Source organism: Providencia sp. PROV116 (assembly GCF_028482485.1).
GTDB lineage: Bacteria > Pseudomonadota > Gammaproteobacteria > Enterobacterales > Enterobacteriaceae > Providencia > Providencia rettgeri.
On sequence record NZ_JAMPQO010000017.1, the window covers coordinates 50,436 to 70,763 of the forward strand.

The 20,328-nt window shown below is 42.4% G+C and carries 14 protein-coding genes; 12 read left to right on the plus strand and 2 right to left on the minus strand.

Translation table 11 applies throughout. From position 1 onward, the window contains the following. Positions 1–386: 386 nt before the first annotated feature. From PSE72_RS12465 to PSE72_RS12495, 7 genes are all read left to right on the plus strand, one after another. Positions 387–1,904, plus strand: coding sequence for a class I adenylate-forming enzyme family protein (locus tag PSE72_RS12465; RefSeq protein ID WP_115168040.1), 1,518 nt, complete (start codon positions 387–389; stop codon positions 1,902–1,904). Between the two features lie 67 nt (positions 1,905–1,971). Next, a complete protein-coding gene (locus PSE72_RS12470; protein ID WP_198641699.1) occupies positions 1,972–3,540 on the plus strand; it encodes an acyl CoA:acetate/3-ketoacid CoA transferase in 1,569 nt (522 codons plus the stop codon). A gap of 26 nt (positions 3,541–3,566) precedes the next feature. Then, complete coding sequence (gene fabG, locus PSE72_RS12475; protein WP_004907760.1) at positions 3,567–4,304, plus strand: 3-oxoacyl-ACP reductase FabG; 738 nt, start codon at positions 3,567–3,569, stop codon at positions 4,302–4,304. A 9-nt stretch (positions 4,305–4,313) separates the two neighbouring features. Next, positions 4,314–5,498 carry a thiolase family protein gene (locus PSE72_RS12480; protein ID WP_109912755.1) on the plus strand — a complete coding sequence of 395 codons (1,185 nt, stop codon included), beginning with the start codon at positions 4,314–4,316 and terminating at the stop codon, positions 5,496–5,498. A 123-nt stretch (positions 5,499–5,621) separates the two neighbouring features. Beyond that, positions 5,622–6,962, plus strand: a complete 1,341-nt coding sequence (locus tag PSE72_RS12485) for an MFS transporter (RefSeq protein WP_115168037.1) — start codon at positions 5,622–5,624, stop codon at positions 6,960–6,962. A 33-nt stretch (positions 6,963–6,995) separates the two neighbouring features. Further along, a complete protein-coding gene (locus tag PSE72_RS12490; RefSeq protein WP_115168036.1) occupies positions 6,996–8,159 on the plus strand; it encodes a glycerate kinase in 1,164 nt (387 codons plus the stop codon). A gap of 14 nt (positions 8,160–8,173) precedes the next feature. Further along, entirely contained in the window at positions 8,174–9,328 is a 1,155-nt protein-coding gene (locus tag PSE72_RS12495; protein WP_004907773.1) for a CdaR family transcriptional regulator, read from the plus strand. A gap of 12 nt (positions 9,329–9,340) precedes the next feature. Here the strand turns inward: PSE72_RS12495 and narL are convergent, their stop codons facing one another. Both narL and narX read right to left on the minus strand, forming a co-directional pair. Beyond that, positions 9,341–9,997, minus strand: coding sequence for a two-component system response regulator NarL (gene narL / locus PSE72_RS12500; RefSeq protein ID WP_004907776.1), 657 nt, complete (start codon positions 9,995–9,997; stop codon positions 9,341–9,343). A gap of 21 nt (positions 9,998–10,018) precedes the next feature. Continuing rightward, positions 10,019–11,761 carry a nitrate/nitrite two-component system sensor histidine kinase NarX gene (gene narX, locus PSE72_RS12505; protein WP_217007823.1) on the minus strand — a complete coding sequence of 581 codons (1,743 nt, stop codon included), beginning with the start codon at positions 11,759–11,761 and terminating at the stop codon, positions 10,019–10,021. Positions 11,762–12,092: 331 nt separating this feature from the next. Between narX and PSE72_RS12510 the strand changes: the two genes are divergently transcribed. The 5 genes from PSE72_RS12510 to narI all read left to right on the plus strand — a co-directional run bounded on the left by PSE72_RS12510 (position 12,093) and on the right by narI (position 20,259). Continuing rightward, positions 12,093–13,493 (plus strand): NarK family nitrate/nitrite MFS transporter, encoded by a 1,401-nt coding sequence (locus PSE72_RS12510; protein ID WP_102138107.1) that lies wholly within the window; start codon positions 12,093–12,095, stop codon positions 13,491–13,493. 67 nt (positions 13,494–13,560) lie between these two features. Further along, complete coding sequence (locus tag PSE72_RS12515; protein WP_217007822.1) at positions 13,561–17,322, plus strand: nitrate reductase subunit alpha; 3,762 nt, start codon at positions 13,561–13,563, stop codon at positions 17,320–17,322. After that, a complete protein-coding gene (gene narH / locus PSE72_RS12520; RefSeq protein ID WP_109912751.1) occupies positions 17,322–18,863 on the plus strand; it encodes a nitrate reductase subunit beta in 1,542 nt (513 codons plus the stop codon). The genes PSE72_RS12515 and narH overlap by 1 nt, the downstream gene beginning before the upstream one ends. Then, on the plus strand, positions 18,860–19,585 hold the full coding sequence (gene narJ, locus PSE72_RS12525; protein ID WP_115168034.1) for a nitrate reductase molybdenum cofactor assembly chaperone: 726 nt from the start codon (positions 18,860–18,862) through the stop codon (positions 19,583–19,585). Before narH ends, narJ begins: the two co-directional genes overlap by 4 nt. Beyond that, a complete protein-coding gene (narI, locus tag PSE72_RS12530; RefSeq protein ID WP_004907792.1) occupies positions 19,582–20,259 on the plus strand; it encodes a respiratory nitrate reductase subunit gamma in 678 nt (225 codons plus the stop codon). The genes narJ and narI overlap by 4 nt, the downstream gene beginning before the upstream one ends. The last annotated feature ends 69 nt before the right edge of the window (positions 20,260–20,328 follow it).

The following is a 20,328-nucleotide window of genomic DNA, read 5'->3' on the forward strand; positions in this document are numbered from 1 at the left end:
CGTATTTGGTTTGGTGGGAGGGCTAAATAGCACAGAGTGCAAGAACATATAGAGGATAAGCAGATGAGTTAAGTATTACTGCTGAGCGACTTTTTAGTCTGGGGGTCATTGTTTATACGCACAATCATAGTTGAGTTATTCATCGAAATTAATATGTATTTTGAATGGTTAGATAATAACAAAAGGTAAATATCTTCATGTTCAATAAAAACCAGCGCTTAAAATAAGACGTAAGTAACAAAATTGTTAACAAATTCGTTGTGCAGATCACTAATTCAAATAAAAAAAGGGTGTGAATAATTTGTGAAGATTGGCACTAATTTGTCGGAGTGTATTTTATACATTGATAGCATATCAGTCATATTCAGGTGTATCGGAGTGTGTCCATGCTTGCGCCAAATTCAAACATCTACCAAAGCTTATTACAAAGGGCAAAAGTGCAGCCAGACGCTGTTGCGATTGTATTTGAAGAGCAAAGTTGGAGTTATCACCAATTACTTGAGAAAGTAAACCAAACAATGTTGTGGCTAACTACAGCCGCACAGTTGAAAAAAGGTGATCGGATAGTACTCGGCTGGGGAAATACGATTGAATTTTGCCAATTATTTTATGCCGCTGTAGGGCTAGGCATTCAGGTCATTCCTTTAAGTACTAAAATGAAAGAGTTTGAAGGCAAAGAGCATTTATCTTGTATTAATGCGGATGCTATTTTTTGGGATGACACATATCAACCATGGTTAGCTCAGTTCAGTACAAAAGGGATGAGTCTTTCTCAGTGGCGTAATCTAATACTTACTGAAGAAATTAACTTTACCAACCAAGTTAATGAGGAAGACCCCGCGGTTGTGATATTTACTTCGGGTACAACAGGTGCACCAAAAGGTGCGGTGATCACACACAAGAATATATTGTCTGCAGTATATGCCTATCAGGAAACATTAAAGTTATCTGAACACGATAAAACAATTTTAGCAGTACCGATTTATCATATTACTGGGCTTTCTGCTATTTTAGCTTTATTTATTCATATTGGTGGGACGGTTTATCTTCAAAAGAAATTTAATGCAAAAGATATTATTTCAACAATTGCAAAAGAAAAAATCACATTCTTACATGGTTCTCCAACTGTGTTTATATTATTAATTCAAAAAATAAAAGAAAATAAAAGTATTAATCTGGAAAGATTTAATTCATTAAAAATGATTGCTTGTGGTGCAGGTCATTTGAATGAAGGCACGATTAAAGAGCTTTCTTATATATTCGCTAAAACATCCATTCATTCTATTTATGGTTTGACAGAGACATCATCCCCAGCCACCGTATTTCGTGAAGATATTCGGTACAGTGATAAAAAGGCGAGCTCAGGCACTCCGGTTCCTGGGTTACAGGTGGCCATAAGAGATGATAAAGGTGAAGATAAACCTGCTAACAGTACTGGCAATATCTGGGTTAAGGGGGATGTTGTTATTCAACGTTATTGGCCTGATAGCCCTGCGAATACCACGTCGTTTAATGATGGTTGGTTTTTTACCGGCGATATTGGTTATAGGGATGATGATGGTTTCCTTTATATTCAAGATCGAATTAAAGACATGATTAACCGTGGTGGAGAAAAAATATATTCTATTGAAGTCGAAGATTTGATTTCTAATTACCCAGGCGTTAATGAGGTCGCGGTCATTCCAATTGAAAGTACAATATATGGCGAAGAACCCATTGCATTTATTATTCCTGAGAACCAAGTATGTTTAACCAGTAAAGAAATTATTGAATGGTTAAAAGATAGAGTGCCAACGTATAAAGTTCCAGTAAGAATTATGTTTACACGTAATTTTCCTAGAACTTGGAATGGGAAAATAAGTAAGAAAGATTTGAAATTACGCTATTACTCTTTAAATAACTAAAATATAAATTAGTTTTTAATTAATCAAAAAGGGGCTATGAAATATTAGCCTTCAGGTAGGTTTTATCATGAATAATAAATTTATTTCTAAACAAGATGCCGCTAAATTAATTAATAATGGCGATACAATTTGTACTGTGGGAATGACATTAACCAGTGCTGCTGAATCTATTTTATCGGCAATTGAACAACGTTTTTTATCCGAGGGCGTACCAAATCAATTAACTCTCGTTCATGCGGCTGGGCAATGTAACCGTATTCGCGGGAATCAACACTTTGCCCATGAAGGAATGGTGAAACGGATTATTGGTTCTCATTGGGGGTTAGCGCCTAGATGGATGCAGATGATTAATGACAATCAAGTCGAAGCGTATTGTCTTCCGCAAGGGCAAATGGTGCATTTATATGGCGCAATGGCCGCAGGCTTACCAGGACGCTTATCCAAAGTGGGGTTAGGGACATTTATCGACCCTGATCTTGAAGGCGGGAGGATGAACGTTAAAACGTTGGCGCTTCCTCCTTTAGTTGAAAAAGTGAATTTCAAAGGGGAAGAATGGTTGTGGTATCCAGAAATTCCTTTAGATGTGGTGGTGATCAGAGGAACCCATGCGGATAGTAAAGGTAACCTCACCACCGATGAAGAAGCCATGGCGTTAGAAGTTTTACATGCGGTACTGGCTGCTAAACGCTTTGGTGCCAAAGTGATTGCACAAGTGAAGTATTGTGTTGAAGAAGGGACTTTACATCCTAAGCGTGTCACGGTTCCCGCTAGCTTTATTGACCACATTGTCGTGTGTGATAACCCTGAAGAAGACCATCGCCAATCCTCAAGCTGGTTTTTTGACCCAACGCTATGCGGCGATATTCGCACGCCTATCCAACAAACTACGCCATTACCTTTAGATATTCGCAAATTGATTGGGCGAATTGCATGCCGTTATCTATATGAAAACTGTGTGATTAATTTAGGAACGGGAATTCCAAACGATGTTATTGGTTCAATTATTCAGGAAGAAAATGCAACCAAGCGGGTTGATATTACCGTGGAGTCAGGGATCTGGGGGGGCGTTCAAGCCGGCGGTATTGATTTTGGCATAGGCCGTAACCTGTCAGCGATGATTAGTCACCAAGACCAAATGTTGTACTACAACGGGGCAGGCGTTGATATCACCTATATGGGCGCAGGGGAAATGGATGCCAGTGGTCATGTCAATGCGACATTGTTAGGCAATATTTGCCCTGGTGCAGGTGGGTTTATTGATATTACCCAAAATGCTCGGCACGTAGTGTTTTGCTCAACGTTCACGGCAAAAGGGTTAGATATTCATTGTGAAAATGGGCAATTAACTATTGTGCGGGAAGGGGATATTAGAAAGTTAGTTAACCAAGTACGGCAAATTTCATGGAATGCGGATGTTGCGCGAAATATCAACCAAACCATGCACTTTGTCACGGAGCGTGCGGTGTTCACTTTAGGGGGGAAAACCCCTGTATTGGTTGAAATTGCCCCCGGTATCGACCTAGAGCGTGACATTCTTGCCCATATGGACTTCGTACCTGAAATTTCGCCTGATCTGAAAGTGATGGACTCTTCATTATTTGAAGAGGCGCCTTTTGGTCTGATTTCGTATTTGTAGTTTCAATATTAAAGAGGAATTTATCCATGTTAGTAAAAGATAAAGTTGCCATTGTGACGGGTTCTGCAAGAGGTATTGGTTTTGCGATTGCTCAGGTACTTGCAGAAGAAGGGGCAAAAGTTGTTATTTCTGATTTAGCCATGTCATCAGGTGAAGAAAGTGCAAAACAGCTACAAGAACAAGGCCATCAAGCCATTTTCATTCCTTGCGACATTGCTAAACGTGAAGAGGTGAATGCCTTATTTTCTAACGCATTAGCACATTTTGGGGCGATTGATGTACTGGTGAATAATGCGGGGATCAACCGAGATGGCATGCTGCATAAATTAACGGAAGATGATTGGGACAAAGTGATTGATATCAATCTGAAAGGGACATTTAACTGCATGCAAGAAGCGGCAAAATTAATGCGTGAGCAAGGAAGTGGCCGAATTGTCAATATTTCCTCGGCGAGTTGGCTTGGGAATGTTGGGCAAGCCAACTATGCCGCGTCCAAAGCTGGGGTTATTGGTCTGACTAAAACGGCTTGCCGTGAACTAGCCCGTAAAGGTGTCACAGTAAATGCGATTTGCCCAGGATTTATTGATACAGATATGACTCGTGGTGTACCTGAAAAAGTTTGGGACATCATGATTAGCAAGATCCCTGCGGGTTTTGCTGGCGATCCACGTGATGTCGGCCAATGTGTTGCATTCTTAGCCTCTGATAAAGCGCGTTATATCAATGGGGAAGTGATCAATGTTGGCGGCGGAATGGTGTTATAGGGGGAAATAATGAAACAAGCGAATGATATTGTCATTGTCAGTGGTGTGAGAACAGCAATTGGCACGATGGGAGGAAGCTTTGCAAATACGCATCAGCACGACCTTGGGGCCGCGGTTATCCGTGAAGCCGTGAAAAGAGCTGGAATTGCTCCCGAAGATGTCGATGAAGTCATTGTGGGTAATGTTGGGCAAATTGCAGAAAGTGGTTTTATCGCTCGTATTTGCCAACTGCGAGCAGGGCTACCAAAAGAAACTACAGCATATTCGGTTAACCGCCAATGTGGTTCCGGGTTACAAGCTTTAGCCGATGGCATGATGTTACTGCAGACTGGTCAATCCGATGTTGTGGTGGCATGCGGTACAGAAAATATGACGATGCTGCCGTACTACTTACGTAAAGCGCGTTATGGCTACCGCATGGGGAATGATGTGCTCGAGGATGGATTAACGTCCATCCTAACTTGGCCAGAAGGCCCTTATCACAACGGAATGACTGCAGAAAACGTTGCAGAACAGTTCAATATTACCCGCGAAGAGATGGACGATTTTGCATGGGACAGCCAGCAAAAAGCGTTAAAAGCGATTCAAGCGGGTTATTTTGCTGACCAGATATTGCCAGTAGAAATACCGGAAGGCCGTAAAGGCACACGTATTTTTGATACCGATGAACATCCACGTGATACACCACGTGACAAATTGGCTAAGTTGCGTCCTGCATTTAAAGCCGACGGTGTGATCACGGCGGCAAACTCGTCAGGGATTAATGATGGCGCTGCGGCATTAGTGATGATGCGACGTGAAGAAGCAGAAAAACGTGGCCTGAAACCAAAAATGAAAGTGGTCGATTGGGCAGTTGCGGGTTGTGAAGCTGCCATTATGGGCTTTGGGCCTGCACCAGCGACGCGCCGACTCATGGAAAAGCTCAAGATGAATGTAAAAGACATTGACTTAATTGAGCTAAATGAAGCATTTGCGGCACAAGCTATCGCAGTTATGAATGATTTATCTCTTGATAGCACTAAGGTGAATGTGAATGGTGGCGCAATTGCTTTGGGTCACCCAGTGGGTGCCAGTGGGGCTATTTTGCCCGTGAAGTTAATGTATGAAATGGAACGCCGTCAGGTTGCCACCGGGTTAGTCACGATGTGTATTGGTGGTGGCCAAGGGATTTCAATGTTGTTCGAAAGAGAATAAGAAAAACTGCAAGCAGAAAGCCCGACGTGGGGCGTCGGGCTGTTGCTGAAGTAAAAGCTACAGGTATGGGTCACTTAGAACCAAGAGCCGTACCTGTTTCACTACAACATGAGGATCTTATCTATGTTTTCTACAAATGCAAAGTTAGATTATGCGGCTCAGGGGAAAAAAACCAACGCAAAGATATACCGTAACCTGATGCCGTTGTTGATTTTAGCGTACATTATTAGCTTTATTGACCGAACGAATATTGGCATGGCAAAAAATGCGATGTCGATTGATTTAGGATTATCTGCAACCGCATTTGGTATCGGAGCAGGGCTTTTTTTCCTAACCTACTCAATTCTTGAGATCCCAAGTAATTTGATCATGGAAAAAGTAGGCGCGCGTTTTTGGATCACGCGGATAATGATCACGTGGGGGTTATTATCTGCGGCGATGGCATTTGTGACAGGACCGACTTCTTTTTATATCTTAAGGTTATTACTGGGAGCAGCTGAAGCGGGTTTATATCCCGGGGTTATTTTATATATGACATATTGGTTTAGCCAAGAGGAACGAGCTAAAGCAACGGGGTTATTTTTACTTGGGGTCTGTCTTGCGAATATTATTGGAGCACCGCTAAGTGGCTTATTGCTGAGTATGGATGGCTTATTAGGTTTCCATGGCTGGCAATGGATGTTTGTTATTGAAGGTTTACCTGCGGTGATCCTCGCATTTGTTGTGTGGTTTGTGTTGCCGAATAAACCGGAAGATGCGAAATGGTTAGATGAGGATGATCGGAATTATATTAAATATAAACACGACCAAGATAAAAATAGCATTAGTGTGAGTAATAGTAAATTCTCACTTAAGGCGGCATTTAAAAATAAAGCCTTTATGATGATTGTTGCTATCTATTTTACTCACCAGTTCTCCGTCTATGGTTTAAGTTACTTTTTGCCTACTATTATAGGTGAGTATGGCAAACTGACACCGATTCAAATTGGCTTATTAACGGCGATCCCTTGGATTTCAGCTGCAATTGGTGGCATTTTTGTGGCGAGAAAAGCCAATACACCGCGTCGTTCATCACGTATTTTAATTTCAGGTTATGCCGTGATGGCTGTTGGATTAGTGATAGGTGCACTGGGAGGCCCAGTTGTCGGCTTAATAGGCTTTTGCTTGACTGCATTTATGTTTTTTGTGGTTCAATCGATTATTTTCTCTCTTCCACCCACTTATATGAGTGGCAGTATGCTGGCGGGAAGTTTAGCATTATTGAACTGTTTAGGATTATTTGGCGGTTTCCTCGGCCCGTTTATTCTTGGGTTTTTTGAGGATTACACTGGAACAGCGACTTCTGGATTATGGTTTGGTGTCGGTTTGTTAGTTATCGGAACGATTATTGCTTCACGAGTGAATACTAACGGTATGAGCAAACCTGAACCATTACAAGTATCGGCTTCAGTGGAAAGCAAATAATTCAACATCGCCATTTACAATAGGAAAGTCTGCATGAAAATTGTTATCGCACTTGATTCCTTTAAGGGAAGTTGTTCTGCAAGGTTAGCATGTCAAGCCGTTGCTGAGGGTTTCAAGCGTGTATCCTCTGAATTAGATATGACGTTATTACCCATATCTGATGGCGGAGAAGGTTTGTTGGAGTCACTGGAACATAGCCCAGCGCTATCTGGTGTAACACCTTACATTTTTAGCTGTACTGGACCTTATGGTAGTAAGGTTGATGCAGGGTTATTAGTGCTGGAGGGAAAAACTGCTTTTATTGAAATGGCACAATGCTGTGGGCTGGAATTAGTTGAACGCGAGCATCGTCGCGTTGAAAATGCCTCAACTTATGGCTTGGGTGAAATGGTCAAGCATGCACTAGATATGGGTTGCTCTCGTATTGTCATAGGAATAGGAGGAAGTGCAACTAATGATGGTGGTGCAGGGTTTGCTCAAGCATTAGGTGCTTTGTTTTATGATAAAAATTCTCAGCTTATTGAGGCGCCAATTTGCGGTAAAGACCTCATTAATATTGCAAAGATTAATTTTGATAAATTTGACTCGCGAGCCGCTAAGGTTGAATTTAATGTCTCTTGCGATGTTGAAAACCCTTTATTAGGCAATAACGGCGCGACTTATATTTATGGTCCTCAAAAGGGAGCGGACAAAGCCACACTTGATCAGCTTGAAATGGGAATGGCTCACTATGCGAAATTAATGTCAGCAATAACGGGAAAAGATGTTTCGCTGGAGGCGGGCAGTGGCGCTGCGGGTGGATTAGGTGCTGGGCTTCGTTGGTTTGTTTCGGCAAAGCTCGAAAAAGGAATCGATCTCGTTTTGGGGCTCCTTGGTGCGAAATCCTATATTCAACAAGCGGACTTAGTCATTGTAGGAGAAGGGCGGCTTGATAGCCAAAGTGCGAACGGTAAGGCTCCTGTGGGAGTGGCTCGTATGGCCAGTCATTATGGTGTGCCTGTTATTGCGCTTTGTGGAGGATATAGTGAAGATAGCCGTATCCTATATCAACATGGTATTAGTGCAATGTGGTCATTGTGCCCTGGGCCGATTTCCCTTGAGCAAGCCATGACAAATGGTGAGCGTTACTTGGCAGATACAGCAGAAAATTTGCTGCGAACCGTACTAGCGAATCCGAATAAGCAAATAAAACCCTAAAGTGAGGCGGTAAGATGCTACTGACTGAAAAATTAGCCAATGATATTGTCACGCGTGCAATGGGGATTATCCATCACAACGTCAATGTGATTAATAGTCAGGGCGTGATTATCGCCTCAGGGGAAAAAAAGCGTATTGGTGAAATTCATGAAGCCGCAGTGGAAGTGATTCGCTGCGGCAAACGGATCACTATTTACAATGAAAATGAAGCGCGAGCTTATTCGAATGTAGCTCCGGGGATAAACCATCCGATTGTTGTGGCAGATAAAGTGGAATTAGTCATTGGGGTGAGTGGTGACCCTGTTGTGATCCAGCGTTATGCCGAGCTTGCCATACTGACGGCTGAGCTGCTAATTCAACAAGAAATTGAGCGGCGTAGTATTAACTGGCAGCACCGTTTGCGAGATATGTTATTTGTCCAGTTTATAGAAAGTACAACGCAAGCACAGGGGCGCAGTGCGTTACTCAAACTGCATAACTCTGGTTTTGCATTCACTTTACCGACTATTCCTGTGATTATTAATATTGAAGCTATTCAGTATCGTCCTGAAATACTCGATACGATCATTACTGAATTATCAGCCATGGAAAAAAGTGATGTGTTATTGCTTAATAGCCGCGAAATTTTGATGCTATTTCCATCAACTCATTATCAAAATGAATCATTTATTCCTAATCTTCATTTCATTCTAGATAGCCAGCTTAGCCAATATTATATTGGTGTTGGTGTCCAGGCAGATACGCAGGAACATGTGAGGGATGCCGTTCATTTCGCACGTTCAGTCATTGAAGTTGGCCGGCTAACTGTGCCCGATAAACAAGTTTTTCTATTTAAAGAAATGGCATCTTTATGCCTCTTTAATGAATTGGAAAATAGCTATCTATTTAATTTCTTTTTGGATATTTGCCATAAAATATTGTTGCATGATTCGGGGGATATTTTAATTGAAACTCTTGAGTTATTCCTATCGCAAAATGGGGAAATAGGCAGTACCGCACAGCAATTAGGCATTCACAGAAATACATTAAGTTATCGGTTACAGCAAATTAAAAAGCAAACCAGTTTGGACCCGACAAGGTTTACGGATCTGATTCAATTATCTGTTGCTATGCATGGCTATCGTCGACGTTACCCAAAACAACAGCCATGGCTTGATGCATTAAGTTAAGGTGCAGTGTCATTACTTTTGTTGTAAAACCCAAATAGCCGCTTCAACGCGTGATTTTAAATTGAGTTTCTTTAGTAGGTGTTTGACATGGACTTTGACGGTGCTCTCTGTGATTTGTAATTTATTAGCAATCATCTTATTTGATAGCCCCTGAGAGATTAAATCTAAGATATGGGTTTCTCTTGGGGTTAATGCCGATAAATTATGCTCTGTAGAGGCTCGGTTATCTCTTAAGGATTCAGCTAAAATAGAGGCGAGCGTTGGGCTAACGACCATTTTACCACTTGCTGCTTCTTTTAATGCAATAATTAATTTTTCGGGTTCCATGTCTTTCAGTAAATAGCCATCAGCACCTCGTTTTAATGCATTAATTAAGTCTTCACCGTAATTGGATACTGTAAATAAGATAATACGGCCTGAAAGTTCGCGGCTACGTAAACTATCGAGTACTTCAAAGCCATTCATACCCGGCATATTGAGATCTAATAGGATTAAATCGGGGTCTTGCTCTTCCGCAATTTTAATACCCGTTATTCCATCGTCTGCTTCACCAATTACTTTTAATGTGGGTTCTAAACTAATTAATTGTTTAACTCCGTTACGTAGCATCGGGTGGTCATCAATCAGTAAAATGGTGGATTGCCCAGTTAGTTTATTTTCATTTTTCATTAATGAGTTACTCCAATTCAATTAAGCCACAGTCAGTGGAAATTCGACATTAACAGTAGTGCCTCCTTGAACTCTTGGCGAAATTTGATATTTCCCATTTAGGCTCAGAGCTCTCTCCCTCATAATAATCAATCCGTAATGGTTATTTTTTGTTGGCTGAGGCTGAATCCCTTCCCCATTATCTTCTATCGTCATGGTGATTAATCCGTTATTTTCAATTAATGAGACTTGTGACCAGTTTGCATTAGCATGTTTGAGAATATTGCTTAAAGCTTCTCGGATTATCTGGATAATATGGATAGATTGATGTGGGGAGAGGCTTTTTGCTGGAATTTGGTAATTTAATCCAATTTGAAAACCAAGGCGCTGACTGAATTCTTGGATTGTGCTTTCTAAAGCCGGGAATAAGCCGGGTTCAGTTAATTTTAGCCTGAAGGTTGTTAAAAGTTCACGTAATTGGCTATAAGCGGAATTTATTTCATTACGCATTTCGTTTAATAGTTCTTGGTGCTTAGTTGGCAATGTTTTAGGTTGCATTTGCAGATAACTAATTTGCATTTTGAGACAAGATAATGATTGTGCGATTGAATCATGCAATTCTCTCGCAATCGCCGAGCGTTCATCCATAATCAGTAACTGCTGTTGTTGTTCTAATTGGTGCTCCATCGCTAGCATTCCAGCAATTTGTTTAACTAGCATCAGTACTAAATTATTTTGCTCTTCAGATAATTGCTGATTTATATCTATTTCAGCCAAAATCATGCCATAACGCTGTAAGTTATCGGAAATCTCCCATGATATTACTTTAAGTTGTTCAGTTACCTTGGGTGACTTGAGAGAGTGCTCTTCGTTTTCTGGGCAATGAATTTCATGAAAGTAGGTATCATTATTTTCTTCGTATAGTCTCAAGCTGATATTCTGTAGCGGTATTAAGCTTTTAAGCTCAGATAATACTTTTTCTAACCTGACTGATAATGGCCCAATGGCATGTAAGGTGCGATTAGATTGGTATAAATAGAGTAATACTTTATTTTTATTTTGCAGGTCAGCCGTTTTTTCGATAACTCGGGATTCTAATTGATGGTAACTTTGTGCAAGCTCATCCGACATTTGATTTAACGTTTGGCCCAGTGAATTTAGCTCATCTTGTTTTTTGCCTGCAGGAAAGCGCTGACTAAAATCTTGGTGACTAATCGCATTCACCATATGAAGTAACTTAAGCCAAGGTGTATAAATTTTCTTTCTAAAATGGCAGATAGCAAAAATAAGTAGCAACGAAACGAGGCTAATAAATACCATTTGAGTGATTGCTACATAGGTTATCTTTCGTTCTGTTTTTTCATCAATATTGCGAACTAATGCATCAAGCTTATTAACAAAAGTAACGACCGCAAGCCGTGCATCATTAGGCGAAACTGCACGGTTAAGTGCAGGTTTTAATTCTGTAACCCAATATTGATAAATCTCAGAAAATTGCGGTTTTAAATCTTCTATTTCGACGACTTGGGTCAGTTCATCGCTTAATAAATTTTTCTCAAGTTCACTTACATATACGTCAGAATATTGGTTGAGTGGTACTAATGAAAGTAAATGATAGCTTTGCATCCGCAATGAGCCTGATTTATTAATTGCATGTGCATTTCCTTGCACACTAATGATCATACTATTTGAGATTGTCATGCCAATAATACCGAGTACGGCAATCAATAACATTAAACCAATAACTTGGTTAATGATTGAAAATCGGTGATAAGCAATAGACATAAATAATCCTTTCTACGGTACATGTTTATTCATTATTTTTGATAACGTAGATATTGTTTCTCTATTATATAAAATTGAATATGCCACTTCGGTATTACTCCTTAATATCCCATTAAAATATTCGCTTTAAATTCCAATACATAAAATTACCGATTAATAAATTTTTTTGTTTTAATTCAATTTGTTATTGGCTTGTACTCCTAATACCCCTCTAGTGGTTAACGAAAAAAAACGCGAATATTTCATTTAAGTCTCTCTTGATTTAGATCAGCTTCACGGTGGTCTATTCGCCACACACTGCGAACAGAAATTGTATTTATCGGGGTGATTTATGTCTCAACGAGATAATGTTAATAACGTAGTTGCACCGTCAAATAACGGAGTTATACAGGATTGGCGTCCTGAAGATACTCGGTTTTGGCAGCAAACAGGGCAGCGTATTGCAAATCGTAATTTATGGATTTCTATTCCATGTTTATTGCTCGCATTTTGCGTATGGATGTTATTTAGTGCAGTTGCAGTTAACTTAAATAAAGTGGGTTTTAATTTTACGACAGACCAATTATTTTTATTAACCGCATTACCTTCCGTTTCAGGCGCTTTATTAAGAGTCCCTTATTCATTTGTTATTCCTATTTTTGGTGGGCGTCGCTGGACGGCGATTAGTACACTATTTTTAGTGATCCCATGTATTTGGCTAGGTTATGCGATTCAAAACCCTGCCACGCCTTATCAAGTCTTTGTCATTATTTCCCTACTTTGTGGTTTTGCTGGCGCTAACTTTGCGTCCAGTATGGCCAACATCAGCTTCTTCTTTCCTAAAGCTCGCCAAGGCGGGGCACTTGGTCTAAATGGTGGGTTAGGCAATTTAGGAGTCAGTGTCATGCAATTGGTGGCTCCTTTCATTGTAGGTGTTGGCGTATTTACTTTTGTGGGTGGAGCTGGAGCGGCTCAGCCGGATGGCTCAACGTTGTGGTTAGAAAATGCCGCTTGGATTTGGGTGCCATTTCTGCTGCTTTTTACTGTGATGGCTTGGTTTGGCATGAATGATTTAGCGGCGAATAAGGCATCTCTTAAAGCGCAGTTACCTGTTTTGAAACGGGGTCATCTATGGGTATTAAGCCTGTTATATCTGGCAACATTCGGCTCATTTATCGGTTTTTCTGCCGGTTTTGCTATGTTATCGAAAACGCAGTTCCCAGACGTCATTATTTTGAAGTTTGCCTTTTTTGGCCCTTTTCTCGGAGCTCTAGCTCGCCCAGTCGGCGGCATGTTGTCTGACCGTTTTGGTGGTGTGAAAGTCACATTACTGAACTTTGTGGTCATGGCGGTTTTCTCCGGCTTGCTATTTTTTACGTTACCAGAAAACGGCCAAGGAGGCTCTTTTGGAGCATTTTATGGCGTATTTATGGTGCTGTTTTTAACGGCAGGGCTAGGTAGTGGCTCAACCTTCCAAATGATTGCTGTCGTTTTCCGTAAATTAACTATGGACAAAGCCATCTTAAGAGGAGCTTCAGAGCAAGAAGCCCAAAAAGAGGCGGTAACAGAAAGTGCTGCGGCTCTAGGGTTTATTTCTGCAATTGGGGCAATAGGTGGCTTCTTTATTCCAAAAGCGTTCGGTACATCACTAACACTGACGGGGTCACCGGCAGATGCGATGAAAGTGTTTTTTGTATTTTATCTTTCCTGTGTGTTTATCACATGGCTGGTATATGGCCGTAAACACAAATAATAACAAGTCATAAAAATCAATTTTAGCAATGTACGGCGCCGGTCGCCGTCTCTTTGGAGGCAATCCGATGAGCAAGTTTTTAGACAGATTTCGGTATTTTAAGCAGTTAGGCGAGACCTTTTCAGGTGATCACGGGCAAGAATTAAATGTAAACCGTGATTGGGAAGATGGTTATCGTAGTCGCTGGCAGCATGACAAAGTCGTGCGTTCCACCCATGGTGTTAATTGTACTGGCTCTTGTAGTTGGAAAATTTATGTCAAAAATGGGTTAGTCACTTGGGAGACCCAACAGACGGATTACCCACGCACTCGTCCAGACCTACCTGATCATGAACCGAGAGGATGCCCTCGTGGGGCGAGCTACTCTTGGTATTTATATAGCGCAAACCGTGTTAAATACCCAATGATGCGCAAGCGCTTACTTAAATTGTGGCGCGAAGCAAAAGCAGAGCAGCAAGACCCTGTTGCAGCGTGGCTATCTATTATCAATGACCCACAAAAGGCACAAAGCTATAAACAAGCTCGTGGTCGTGGGGGTTTTGTTCGTTCAAGTTGGCAGGAAGTGAATGAACTGATTGCAGCGGCAAACGTCGCGACGATTAAAGAATTTGGTCCTGACCGCATTGTTGGCTTTTCACCAATTCCTGCGATGTCGATGGTTTCCTATGCCTCGGGCGCGCGCTATTTATCATTAATTGGTGGCTCATGCTTGAGCTTTTATGACTGGTATTGTGACTTACCGCCCGCATCCCCAATGACTTGGGGCGAACAGACTGATGTACCTGAATCAGCGGATTGGTACAACTCATCCTACATTATTGCTTGGGGTTCTAACGTTCCGCAAACCCGTACGCCAGATGCTCACTTCTTTGCAGAAGTCCGCTACAAAGGGACTAAAACAGTCGCGGTGACGCCGGATTACGCGGAAATTGCCAAATTATGTGACCATTGGTTGAACCCGAAACAAGGAACAGATAGCGCCATGGCAATGGCGATGGGGCATGTGATCCTCAATGAGTTCCATGTAAAACGTGAAGCAGAATACTTCCGTGAATATGTGCGGACTTACACTGATATGCCGATGCTTGTCATGCTAGATAAGCGTGAAGATGGCTCTTATGTTGCTGGCCGTATGCTACGCGCATCCGATTTACACAATTCATTAGGCGAAGAGAAAAATGCCGAATGGAAAACCATCGCGATTGATGAAGAGACGGGCGAATTATGTGCTCCACAAGGTTCAATGGGATTCCGTTGGGATGATAGCCAAAAATGGAATTTAGAGCCGCGTGCGGGACAAGATGTACATGACATAAAAATGAAACTCAGCTTGGCAGATAGCCATGATGAATTTGTTGAGGTTGGCTTCCCATACTTTGGTGGTTTAGAAAGTGAGCATTTTCAAAGCGTTGAACTGAAAGACGTCTTACTGCATAAATTACCTGCGAAACGTATTCAGCTTGCCGATGGCAGCGAGTCACTGGTTACTAGTGTGTATGATTTGATGCTTGCTAACTACGGCATTGACCGTGGTTTTGGTGATGAAAACTGTGCGGTTGATTACGATGATATGAAAGCGTATTCACCGGCGTGGGCAGAAAAAGTTACTGGGGTTAGCCGCCAAAATATCATTCGTATCGCCCGTGAATTTGCGGATACCGCAGAGAAAACTCACGGTCGTGCGATGGTGATTGTCGGGGCAGGGATTAACCACTGGTACCACATGGACATGACTTACCGTGCGATTATCAATATGTTGATTTTCTGTGGTTGTGTTGGGCAGAGCGGCGGCGGCTGGTCTCACTATGTTGGGCAGGAAAAATTACGTCCACAAACGGGTTGGTTACCTTTAGCATTCGGTTTGGACTGGCAGCGCCCACCTCGTCATATGAATAGCACCTCTTTTTTCTATAACCATTCAAGCCAATGGCGTTACGAAACGGTGGGAACAGAAGAGTTGCTGTCGCCTCTAGCCGATAAACTCGCCTTTAGCGGCAGTTTAGTTGATATGAATGTACGTGCAGAACGCATGGGGTGGCTGCCGTCAGCGCCACAATTAAATGTAAACCCATTAAATATTGCGAAGAATGCACAAAATGCAGGTATGTCACCCACAGACTATACTGTTAAGCAATTGAAAGAAGGGAATATTCGCTTTGCAGCAGAGCAACCTGATGATCCTCAAAATTTCCCACGTAACCTGTTTATTTGGCGTTCAAATTTATTGGGGTCTGCAGGGAAAGGTCATGAATATTTATTGAAATATTTATTGGGTACTGAAAATGGTATTCAAGGCAAAGACTTAGGCCAACAAGGCGGCGTCAAACCTGAAGAAGTGGAATGGCAAGATAAAGCGGCAGAAGGGAAAGTTGACTTAGTGGTGACTCTCGACTTCAGAATGTCGAGCACCTGCCTGTTCTCGGACGTTATCTTACCGACCGCTACTTGGTATGAAAAAGACGATATGAATACCTCGGATATGCATCCATTTATTCATCCATTGTCAGCTGCGGTCGACCCAGCTTGGGAATCCAAAAGCGACTGGGAAATTTATAAGGGGATTGCCAAAGCATTTTCTGAGGTCAGCGCTGGGCACTTAGGCAAAGAAACGGATGTGGTGACGTTGCCGATTCAACATGATAGTGCAGCCGAGATGGCACAGCCTTTTGATGTTAGAGATTGGAAAAAAGGGCAATGCGAGCTTATTCCAGGGAAAACAGCGCCGCATATTATCTGTGTTGAGCGTGACTATCCAAACACTTATGCACGTTTTACCTCTCTTGGCCCACTCATGGATAAACTGGGTAATGGTGGTAAGGGCATCAGTTGGAATACGCAAGATGAAATTGATTTCCTGAAAAAGCTCAATAAAACTCAACCTGAGGGGGCTAATGCAGGGCGACCAAAAATTGAAACAGCGATTGATGCCGCAGAAGTCATTTTAACACTCGCGCCTGAAACCAATGGACAAGTGGCAGTAAAAGCATGGGATGCGTTAAGCAAAGTAACGGGCCGCGACCACACTCATCTTGCACGTTATAAAGAAGACGAAAAAATCCGTTTTCGCGATATTGTGGCACAACCTCGTAAGATCATTTCCAGCCCGACGTGGTCAGGTTTAGAAGATGAACATGTTTCCTACAACGCTTGTTATACCAACGTACATGAAATGATCCCATGGCGGACGCTTAGTGGTCGTCAGCAATTGTATCAAGATCATGAATGGATGCGCGCCTTTGGGGAAAGCCTTGTGGTATATCGCCCACCGATTGACACTCGAGCGGCTCAGCCTCTTATGGGGAAAAAATCGAATGGATTCCCTGAAAAAGCACTGAACTTTTTAACACCGCACCAAAAATGGGGGATCCACTCTACTTACAGTGACAACTTATTAATGTTGACGTTAGGCCGCGGTGGTCCAGTTGTTTGGCTTAGCGAAGAAGATGCCCGCGAACTGGGTGTTGAGGATAACGATTGGGTTGAAGCTTTTAACAGTAATGGGGCATTAACCGCCAAAGCGATCGTTAGCCAACGTATTCCTGATGGCATGATCATGATGTACCACGCCCAAGAACGGCTGATCAACTTACCCGGCTCTGAAATTACGGCTCAACGTGGCGGAATTCATAACTCGGTCACGCGTGTTTGCCCGAAACCTACCCATATGATTGGGGGTTATGCGCACCTTGCCTATAGCTTCAATTATTACGGGACAGTAGGTTCTAATCGCGATGAATTTGTGGTTGTTCGCAAAATGAAACAGGTTGACTGGCTGGATGGTGAAGGTGATGCCTACCAGCAGACCTTGAGCGGAAAGGAGAAAGCATAATGAAAATTCGTTCTCAAGTCGGCATGGTGCTAAACCTTGATAAATGTATTGGTTGTCACACTTGCTCAGTGACCTGTAAAAACGTGTGGACTAGCCGCGAAGGGGTAGAATACGCATGGTTTAATAACGTCGAAACCAAACCGGGTATTGGTTACCCCCAAAATTGGGAAGACCAAGAGAAATGGAAAGGCGGTTGGATCCGCACCATTAAGGGTAAATTGGTTCCACGGATGGGAAACAAAGTGGGTGTTTTATCGAAAATCTTCGCTAACCCAGATGTACCTGCCTTGGATGATTATTATGAGCCGTTTAATTATGACTACGGCCATTTAAAAAATGCCAAAGAAGGCAAGCACGTACCGACAGCACGTCCTCGTTCATTAATTACGGGTGAGCGAATGAGTAATGTCAAAATGGGACCAAACTGGGAAGATGATTTAGGTGGTGAATTCGCCAAGCGAGCCCAAGATAAAAACTTTGAACATATTCAAAAAGAGATGTATGGGCAGTTTGAAAATACATTCATGATGTATTTACCACGCCTTTGTGAACATTGTTTAAACCCAGCGTGTGTCGCGACCTGCCCAAGTGGGGCAATTTATAAGCGCTCAGAAGACGGTATTGTGTTGATTGACCAAGATAAATGCCGCGGCTGGCGTATGTGTTTAACCGGTTGCCCGTATAAAAAAATCTATTTCAATTGGAAAAGTGGTAAATCAGAAAAATGCATTTTCTGTTATCCACGTATTGAGTCAGGCATGCCAACGGTCTGCTCTGAAACCTGTGTTGGTCGTATCCGTTATTTAGGGGTATTGCTGTATGACGCGGACAAAATTGAGTCAGCGGCCAGTGTAGAAAAGGAAACTGACCTTTACCAGAGCCAACTTGATGTTTTCCTTGATCCTCATGATCCAAAAGTGATTGAAGAAGCGCAAAAACAAGGGATCCCATTAAGTGTGATCGATGCGGCACAGAAATCCCCAGTGTACAAAATGGCGATGGAATGGCGCTTAGCTCTGCCACTGCATCCTGAATATCGCACGTTACCAATGGTGTGGTATGTGCCACCTTTGTCACCGATCCAGTCAGTGGCAGATTCAGGGCTCTTAGCCAATAACGGTGTATTGCCGGATGTAGAAAGCTTACGTATTCCAGTGCAATACCTTGCGAATTTGTTAACGGCGGGGGATACCGAGCCGGTGTTATTGGCGTTAAAACGTATGTTAGCGATGCGCCATTTCAAACGGGCAGAAACCGTGGAAAACCAATGTGATACCAGCGCGTTAGAACAAGTTGGCTTAACACAAGCTCAGGCACAAGAAATGTACCGCTATTTAGCCATTGCTAACTATGAAGACCGTTTTGTCATTCCATCCAGTCATCGAGAATTGGCACGCGAAGCATTCCCTGAAGCCAAAGCTTGTGGCTTTAGTTTTGGTGATGGTTGCCATGGCAGCGATAGCAAAGCGAATTTATTTAATAGCAGGCGAATTGATGCCATTGATATCACACCAAAAAATAATCAGGAGAAAGCACTATGATGACACTAAAAGTGATTTCTCGGTTATTGGAATACCCTTCTGAAGCACTTTGGTTACATCGCGATGAGCTCATTGAAGCACTAGAACAGGCTGATGAGCTGCCTGTCACACGGGCTGTTCAATTGATGGTGTTTGTGCGCGAGTATCTTAACGAAGACTTACTTGATATGCAGGCGCAATATTGTGAGCTGTTTGATAGAGGCCGCGCAACATCATTATTGCTATTTGAGCATGTGCACGGTGAGTCCCGAGACCGAGGACAAGCGATGGTTGATTTAATGGCTCAATATCAGCAACACGGTTTGCAAATCGATTGCCGTGAATTACCCGACCATTTGCCCATTTATTTGGAATATCTAACGGTATTAACGACCAATGAAACTATCGAGGGGTTACAGGATATTGCGCCAATTTTAGCGTTGTTAGGGGAAAGGCTGAAACAGCGAGAAAGCCGTTTCTCTGTTTTATTTGATTTTTTACTTGAGCTTTCTCATAGCGATATTGCGGCGGAGCAATTAAGCAAACAAGTGGCAACCGAAGTACGGGATGACACCCCAGAGGCATTAGATGCGGTTTGGGAAGAGGAGCAAGTGAAATTTTTTGCCGATGAAAAAACATGTGGTAGCGAAGTGGCGGCACATCAACATCGCTTCGCCAATGCGGTGGTACCACAATATTTGGATCTCAGTGTGGGCAGCAGCCATGTAGGAGTTCAAAAATGAATTTTATCAATCAATTTTTCTTCGATATTTACCCCTATATCGCTGGGACGGTATTTATTGTCGGTAGTTGGTTACGTTACGATTATGGGCAATACACGTGGCGAGCGGGTTCCAGCCAAATGTTGGATAAAAAGAACATGCGTTTGGCATCAAACTTATTTCATTTGGGGATTATTGGGATTTTTGTTGGGCACTTTTTAGGCATGCTAACGCCTCACTGGATGTATGAATCTTTCTTGCCAATGCATATTAAGCAGTTAATGGCAATGATTGGTGGGGGCGCAGCAGGTGTGATGATGTTAATTGGTGGCGCGATGCTATTGAAGCGCCGACTAACAAACCCACGAGTGAGAGCAACTTCATCCTTCGGTGACATCATGATTTTAACCTTGCTGGTGGTGCAAGTTTGCTTAGGGTTACTTACCATTCCATTCTCAGCACAACATATGGATGGCAGCGAAATGCTGAAATTAGTGGGATGGGCGCAGTCTATTGTGACATTCCATTGGGGGGCATCCAATTACCTTGAAGGTGTTGGCATCGTTTTTAAACTGCATATTGTGTTGGGGATGACGATATTTTTACTCTTCCCATTCTGCCGTTTAGTGCACATTTGGAGTGCACCTATCGAATACCTGACTCGTCGGTATCAATTGGTGAGAAATCGCCATTAGGTTGGGTTCCACAAGGAGGTGGGCCAGTACATTGCTTTTGTACAACTTGTTCTTGTGTAAACAACAAAT